The 6292-nt window shown below is 64.8% G+C and carries 6 protein-coding genes; 5 read left to right on the forward strand and 1 reads right to left on the reverse strand.

What is annotated here, in order from left to right:
• The first annotated feature begins 4 nt into the window (after positions 1-4).
• The 5 genes from AC070A_RS09115 (at position 5) to AC070A_RS09135 (ending at position 4591) form a co-directional block, all read left to right on the forward strand.
• Positions 5-1993, forward strand: a complete 1989-nt coding sequence (locus AC070A_RS09115; protein ID WP_492383857.1) for an acetyl/propionyl/methylcrotonyl-CoA carboxylase subunit alpha — start codon at positions 5-7, stop codon at positions 1991-1993.
• A complete protein-coding gene (locus tag AC070A_RS09120) occupies positions 1990-2859 on the forward strand; it encodes a hydroxymethylglutaryl-CoA lyase (RefSeq protein WP_492383858.1) in 870 nt (289 codons plus the stop codon). Before AC070A_RS09115 ends, AC070A_RS09120 begins: the two co-directional genes overlap by 4 nt.
• Positions 2856-3641, forward strand: coding sequence for a crotonase/enoyl-CoA hydratase family protein (locus AC070A_RS09125; protein ID WP_492383859.1), 786 nt, complete (start codon positions 2856-2858; stop codon positions 3639-3641). The genes AC070A_RS09120 and AC070A_RS09125 overlap by 4 nt, the downstream gene beginning before the upstream one ends.
• A gap of 72 nt (positions 3642-3713) precedes the next feature.
• The gene (locus tag AC070A_RS09130; protein WP_057255567.1) at positions 3714-4082 is read left to right on the forward strand and encodes an MbcA/ParS/Xre antitoxin family protein; all 369 of its coding nucleotides are present in this window, start codon (positions 3714-3716) and stop codon (positions 4080-4082) included.
• A complete protein-coding gene (locus AC070A_RS09135; RefSeq protein WP_057255524.1) occupies positions 4082-4591 on the forward strand; it encodes an RES family NAD+ phosphorylase in 510 nt (169 codons plus the stop codon). The genes AC070A_RS09130 and AC070A_RS09135 overlap by 1 nt, the downstream gene beginning before the upstream one ends.
• 51 nt (positions 4592-4642) lie before the next feature.
• Here the strand turns inward: AC070A_RS09135 and AC070A_RS09140 are convergent, their stop codons facing one another.
• Positions 4643-6007: an FAD-binding oxidoreductase gene (locus tag AC070A_RS09140; protein ID WP_057255525.1), complete on the reverse strand. Its 1365-nt coding sequence runs from the start codon at positions 6005-6007 to the stop codon at positions 4643-4645.
• Between the last annotated feature and the right edge of the window lie 285 nt (positions 6008-6292).

Consider the following 6292-nt stretch of genomic DNA (forward strand, 5'->3'; position numbering starts at 1 on the left):
GCCGATGTTTTCCAAACTCCTGATTGCCAATCGCGGTGAGATCGCCTGCCGGGTGATGCGTACCGCCAAGCGCCTCGGCATTCGCACGGTCGCCGTCTATTCCGATGCTGATGTCGGCGCGCTGCACGTGGCACTTGCCGACGAAGCGATCCGCATCGGCTCAGCCCCGGCCCTCGAAAGCTATCTGTCGGCCGAGCGCATCATCGCTGCCGCACGCGCGGTCGGTGCGGATGCGATCCACCCGGGCTATGGTTTTCTCTCGGAGAATGCCGATTTCGCCGACGCCGTCGAGGCGGCCGGGATCACCTTCGTCGGGCCATCCGCGCGAGCGATCCGCGCCATGGGGCTGAAGGATGCCGCCAAGGCGCTGATGGAGCAGTCCGGTGTGCCGGTCGTCCCCGGTTATCACGGCGAGCGGCAGGATGCGGACTTTCTCGCGAACGAAGCGGAAAATGTCGGTTATCCGGTGCTGATCAAGGCACGCGCCGGCGGCGGCGGCAAGGGCATGCGGCGCGTCGACAGCGCCGCCGAGTTTCCAGCCGCACTCGAGGCGGCGCGCCGCGAGGCGGAAGCCGCCTTCGGCGATGGCTCGGTGCTGATCGAGAAATACCTGACGAAACCCCGGCACATTGAAGTCCAGGTCTTCGGCGACCGGCACGGCAATATCCTGCACCTCTTCGAGCGCGACTGCTCGCTGCAGCGCCGCCACCAGAAGGTAATCGAGGAAGCACCGGCCCCCGGCATGACCGCGGAAGTGCGGCGCGCCATGGGCGATGCTGCGGTTCGCGCAGCCCAGGCGATCGGCTATGTCGGCGCCGGCACCGTCGAATTCATCGCTGACGTGACGGACGGGCTCTGGCCGGACCAGTTCTATTTCATGGAGATGAACACCCGTTTGCAGGTGGAGCATCCGGTGACGGAGGCGATCACCGGTATCGATCTCGTCGAGTGGCAGTTGCGCGCCGCCGCCGGCGAAGCGCTGCCGAAACGGCAGAGCGAGATCGGCATCGACGGCTGGGCGTTCGAAGCCCGCATCTATGCGGAAGACCCATCTCGCGGCTTCCTGCCGGCGACCGGGCGGCTGACGACGCTGAGCTTTCCGGAGGATGGCGTGCGTGTCGATGCCGGTGTCCGGCAAGGCGACCGGATCACGCCATTCTATGATCCGCTGATCGCCAAGCTGATCGTTCATGGCCCGAACCGTTCGGCAGCGCTGGCAAAGCTCGAAAGCGCATTGAGGGCGTGCCGCATCGGCGGCACGGTCACCAATCTCGACTTTCTGGCGCGTCTTGCCGCCGAGCCGGATTTTCGCGCCGGGCATCCCGATACCGGCCTCATCGACCGTTCCATCGATCAGCTCACGGCAACGAAGGCGCCAAGCGATGCGGCGCTGGCGCTGGCGGCGATCGTCTCCACCGGCGCCCTGCTGCCGGATGGATCTGCCGATCCGTGGTCGTCACTCGGCCATTGGCAGATCTGGGGCGACGCCAGCAGGAACGTCACGATCGAGCACGCAGGCGGCCGGGCGATTGTGACGCTCGCTGCCCGCGGCCGCGACCAGTTTGCGGTCCACACCGGAACGGCGGCTCTGCCTGTGGTGATCCTCGACCGGTTCACCGATGGCGCCCGCGCCGAGATCTCCGGTGCGCAGCATGAGTTCCGCTTCCTGCGCGAAGGCGAGCAGATCACCCTGTTCCTCAACGGTGACACTTACGTCCTGCGCCTGCCCGATGCGCTTGGCACCGGTCATTCCAGCGAGGTGGCCGACGACGAGGTGTCGGCGCCGATGCCTGGCATCGTCAAGCTCATCCGGGTCCGCCCGGGTGATACGGTCGAAAAGGGGCAGACGCTCGCCGTCATGGAAGCAATGAAGATGGAGCTTACGCTGTCGGCCTCGCGTGCCGGCGTGGTCGAGAGCGTACTGGTCAGTGAAGGCGAACAGGTGAGCGCCGGCGCCGTGTTGGTGATGCTCCAGGCGGAGAGCGCAGAATGAGCGGAGCGGTGCCTGAGCACGTGACGATCGTCGAAATGGCGCCACGTGACGGGCTGCAGAATGAAAGCCGTATCGTTGCGACTGCCGACAAGATCCACCTCGTCGATCTGCTATCCGACTGCGGCTATGAGCGGATCGAGGTGACGAGCTTCGTCAGCCCGAAATGGGTGCCGCAGATGGCCGACGCCGCCGAGGTGATGGCCGGCATTGTCAGGCGACCCGGTACGCGCTACGCCGTGCTGACGCCCAATATGCGCGGGCTTGAGGCAGCACTTGAAGCTGGCGCCGACGAGGTGGCGATCTTCGCCTCCGCTTCCGAAACCTTCTCGCAGAAGAACATCAATTGCTCGATCGCCGAAAGCATCGCGCGGTTTCGCCCGATTGCCGACGCCTGCCGTGAGCGCGGGCTTCTGCTGCGCGGCTATGTCAGTTGCGTGGTCGAATGCCCCTATGAGGGGGCGATCGCGCCGGCCAGTGCCGCCGATGTCGCCGGCCTGCTCGATGATCTCGGCTGCTATGAGATCAGTCTTGGCGACACGATCGGTCGCGGCAAACCGGAGGCGGTGGACGCGATGCTGGCTGCAGTGCTGGAGCGCATTCGGTCCCAGCGGCTTGCCGGACATTTCCATGATACGTGCGGCCGCGCGCTCGAAAATATCGCCGTGGCGCTCGACCGCGGTTTGCGGGTCTTCGATGCCTCGGCCGGCGGTCTCGGCGGATGTCCCTATGCGCCGGGAGCGGCCGGCAATGTCGACACGCTCGCCGTCAACGCCTTCGTCACCGGCAAGGGGTTCTCGACTGGCCTCGACACGGCGAAGCTCGAACAGGCCGCCGCTTTCGCGCGGACCTTGAGGACAAGATCATGACCCTCGAAACGATCCGGATCGCGACCGACGCACGCGGGGTCGCGCGGCTGACTTTGGCACTACCGCAGAAGCACAATGCGCTTTCGGCGAAGATGATCGGCGAACTGACCGAAGCCTCTCATTCGCTTTCGGACGATCGCTCGGTCCGGGCCGTCATACTGGAAGCCGAAGGCCGCAGCTTCTGCGCCGGCGGCGATCTCGGCTGGATGCGTGAGCAGTTCGATGCCGATCGGGCGACGCGGGTCGCCGAGGCGACGCGTCTGGCGATGATGTTCAAGGCGCTGAACGAGATCGCCAAGCCGGTGATCGGCCGCCTGCATGGCAACGCCTTTGGCGGCGGCGTCGGCCTCATGAGCATCTGCGATGCGGCCGTCGCTTCGGCCGACGCCAAATTTGGTTTGACGGAGACGCGTCTCGGCCTGATCCCGGCCACCATCAGCCCCTATGTCGTCGCCCGGATCGGCGAGGGCAAGGCGCGGCCGTTGTTCATGTCCGCCCGCCTGTTCGGCGCTGAGGAGGCGCGCGCCCTGGGGCTGGCCACGGTCGTTGCTGCGGCAGATGCCCTGGATGCGGCGGTCGAAGCGGAGATCGAGCCCTATCTGGCAGTGGCGCCCGAGGCGACCGGTCGGGCCAAACGGTTGGCCCGTTCGCTTGGACCACCGATCACCGGGGACACCATTGCCGCGACCATCGAGCAGCTTGCTGATTGCTGGGAATCCGACGAGGCCCGCGAAGGTGTCGGCGCTTTCTTTGACAAGCGCGAGCCATCCTGGCGGCAATAGGCTTTCCTTGAAATGGGCGCCTTTTGAGCTTATTTTGATTACGTGATGATCAAAAAGAGCTCGGATTCTGCCATGACTGTCAGTTTCAATGTTTCTGCCGCCCACTACGGCGAGAGCCACTCGTCCTTCCTCTCCGCGAGGCTGGTTTCCGATCGCCTCGGCGTGACGCTTGCGGAGCTAGCGAAGCTGATCGGGGTCGCGCGCAACACGCTGACGGCGAAATCCAGCGCCCGCAAGGTCGATGCGGCGTTGAGCAACGTCGTGCGCATCCTCGCCATGGCCGGCGAGATGGCGGGGGACGACAGCCGCGCCGTGATCTGGTTCAAGCACCAGCCGATCCCAGGCTGGGCCGGAAAGACGGCCTATGACCTTGTCGGCGAAGGCAAGGCCGACAAGGTGCTCGCCTATCTCGAAGCCGTACGTTCCGGTGTCTACGCCTGATGGCAGGAAGCGAGCCGGTGCGCCTGTGGCGCGCCTACGTCCCGCGCTGGGCGCATGCGCCGCTCTCGGGCGACGGTGCTTCGCGCTTTGGCGGACGGTGGAATCCCCTGGGTGTGCCGACAATCTATGCGGCCCGCGAACTCTCGACCGCCTGGGCCGAGTACAATCAGGGTTTCGTCCAGCATCCGGCGCTGATCGCGCAGCTTGAGCTGCGCTTCGCTCGGCTCGCCGACCTGACGGTTGTCGAAACGCTTGCCGCGCTTGATCTCACCGAGGAGATTCACCGCTGCGAATGGCGCGATGCGCTTGATCGCGGCCTCCTGCCGGAGACGCATCGCCTGCAGCGGGAGCTGAGCGATCGAGGCTTCGATGGCCTGATCTACCCGTCCTTCATGTCACCTGGCGGTACTTGCGTCGCACTCTGGCGCTGGAATTCAGGCGAGGGGGCAGAGTTGAAGGTGATTGATCCCGATGGGCGCTTGCCGAAAACGCCCGCCTCCTGGCTCTGAACCGACTTATTGAGAGTTCTTCCCGGGAGCCGTTCTTCTCCAGTCGTACTCTCAGAGCACCTTACCCGGATTGAGGATGCCGTTCGGGTCGAGCGCCAGCTTGATCCGGCGCATGAGATCGAGCTCCGCCGGACTGCGCGAATGGTCGAGGAATTCCCGCTTCAACGTGCCGATGCCGTGTTCGGCCGAGATCGAGCCGCGATAGCGCCGCACGATCTCGTAGACGATGCCATCGACGATGTGCGGCGTTTCCGCGTCGCTGTCCGGTTGCGAGAAGGCGATGTGCAGGTTGCTGTCGGCGACATGGCCGAAGAAGGAGACGTGGGCGGCCGGGAACCGCGCAGAAAGAGCCTTGCCGCAGTCCTCGGCGAAGCGCCCGATATCGCCGATCGGCAGGCTGACATCGAGATTGATGAGCGACGGCAGCAACTGGTCCATCGCGTGGCCCTCGCGGATGCTCCAGAACGAGCGGCTTTCCTTCTCCGACTGGGCAATCAGCGCGTCGCTGATAATGCCGGCTTCGAGCGCTTCGCCGAGAAGGGCCTCGAACGCATCGCGCTCGCTGTCGTCACCCAGGAGATCCTGTTCGACGATCACGGCGAAAGGCGGAATTTCATCAAAGAGCCTTTGCTTTTCCGCCTCTGCGTTGAAGCGGAAATAGTTCTGCCACATGGCCTCGAAGGCCGAGAGCCCCGGCAGGCGGCGCTGGCAATGTGTGAGAAAGGCAACCACATTATCAAAGCTGTCGAGGGCACAGAGCGCCGTCAGCCGGCCGGCTGGCAGTGGCCGCAGACGGAGGACCGCGCGGGTGATCACGCCGAGCGTTCCCTCGGAGCCGATGAAATACTGTCGGAGATCGTAGCCGGTGTTGTTCTTGATCATCTTGTTGAGCGACGAGATGACAGTCCCATCGGCCAGCACGACTTCGAGGCCGAGCACGTTGTCACGGGTGACGCCGTAGCGAAGCACACGGATGCCGCCGGCATTGGTGGCGAGATTGCCGCCGATCTGGCAGGAGCCGCGGGCACCGAGATCGATGGGCAACAGGAATCCGGCGTCTTCTGCAGCGCGTTGCGCAACCTCGAGCGGCGTGCCGGCGCGCACCGTCATGGTTCCTGCCTGCGGGTCGATCTCCTCGATGCCGGTAAAACGTTCGAGCGAAATCACCACCGCGTCGCTGCCGGCATTGGCGCCGCCGGCAAGCCCGGTCAGGCCGCCCTGGACGACGACTGCCCGGCCGTTCTCGTTGCAGAGGCGGAGGACTTCGGCGATCTCTTCGCTGCTTGTAGGTCGGATAACGGCCTTCGGCAGTTCGCGGCCGGTCAGGCTGGCGTCACTGCGATGGCGTTCGCCAATCTCTGTTCCTGTCAGGACGATATCGCCGAAGGCTTGTTTCAGGTCGTCGACGATCGTCATGCGCTTCTCTCCGTTTCCGAGGCCATTGTCGGCCGCGGGCGTCCCTGCTTAGCGCATATCGAAGCAAACCGAAATCGGCCGGCGAAGCTCAAGCGCGCTTCGCCGGCGTATGGTCGGTGATGAAGTCAAGTGCCCGTGCGGGCAAGTTCGAAGGCTACGGTTTCACCGGCTTCCTCGGCCGCCCGCTGCCCCACATCTATTTCTGCCTCTACAGCCTGCTCTCTGTTGTCTCTGAAGAGTTTCCACTTTGTCGGCCGGAAGGCGATGCGGCTGTGGTCGCCGGCG

The organism is Ensifer sp. GW101-20A05 (assembly GCF_059424735.1).

Bases quoted from the DNA above. Each gene is read 5' to 3' on its own strand.
- AC070A_RS09130 (WP_057255567.1), top strand. From the start codon at position 3,714: ATGACTGTCAGTTTCAATGTTTCTGCCGCCCACTACGGCGAGAGCCAC.
- AC070A_RS09125 (WP_492383859.1), top strand. From the start codon at position 2,856: ATGACCCTCGAAACGATCCGGATCGCGACCGACGCACGCGGGGTCGCG.
- AC070A_RS09120 (WP_492383858.1), top strand. From the start codon at position 1,990: ATGAGCGGAGCGGTGCCTGAGCACGTGACGATCGTCGAAATGGCGCCA.
- AC070A_RS09115 (WP_492383857.1), top strand. From the start codon at position 5: ATGTTTTCCAAACTCCTGATTGCCAATCGCGGTGAGATCGCCTGCCGG.
- AC070A_RS09140 (WP_057255525.1), bottom strand. From the start codon at position 6,007: ATGACGATCGTCGACGACCTGAAACAAGCCTTCGGCGATATCGTCCTG.
- AC070A_RS09135 (WP_057255524.1), top strand. From the start codon at position 4,082: ATGGCAGGAAGCGAGCCGGTGCGCCTGTGGCGCGCCTACGTCCCGCGC.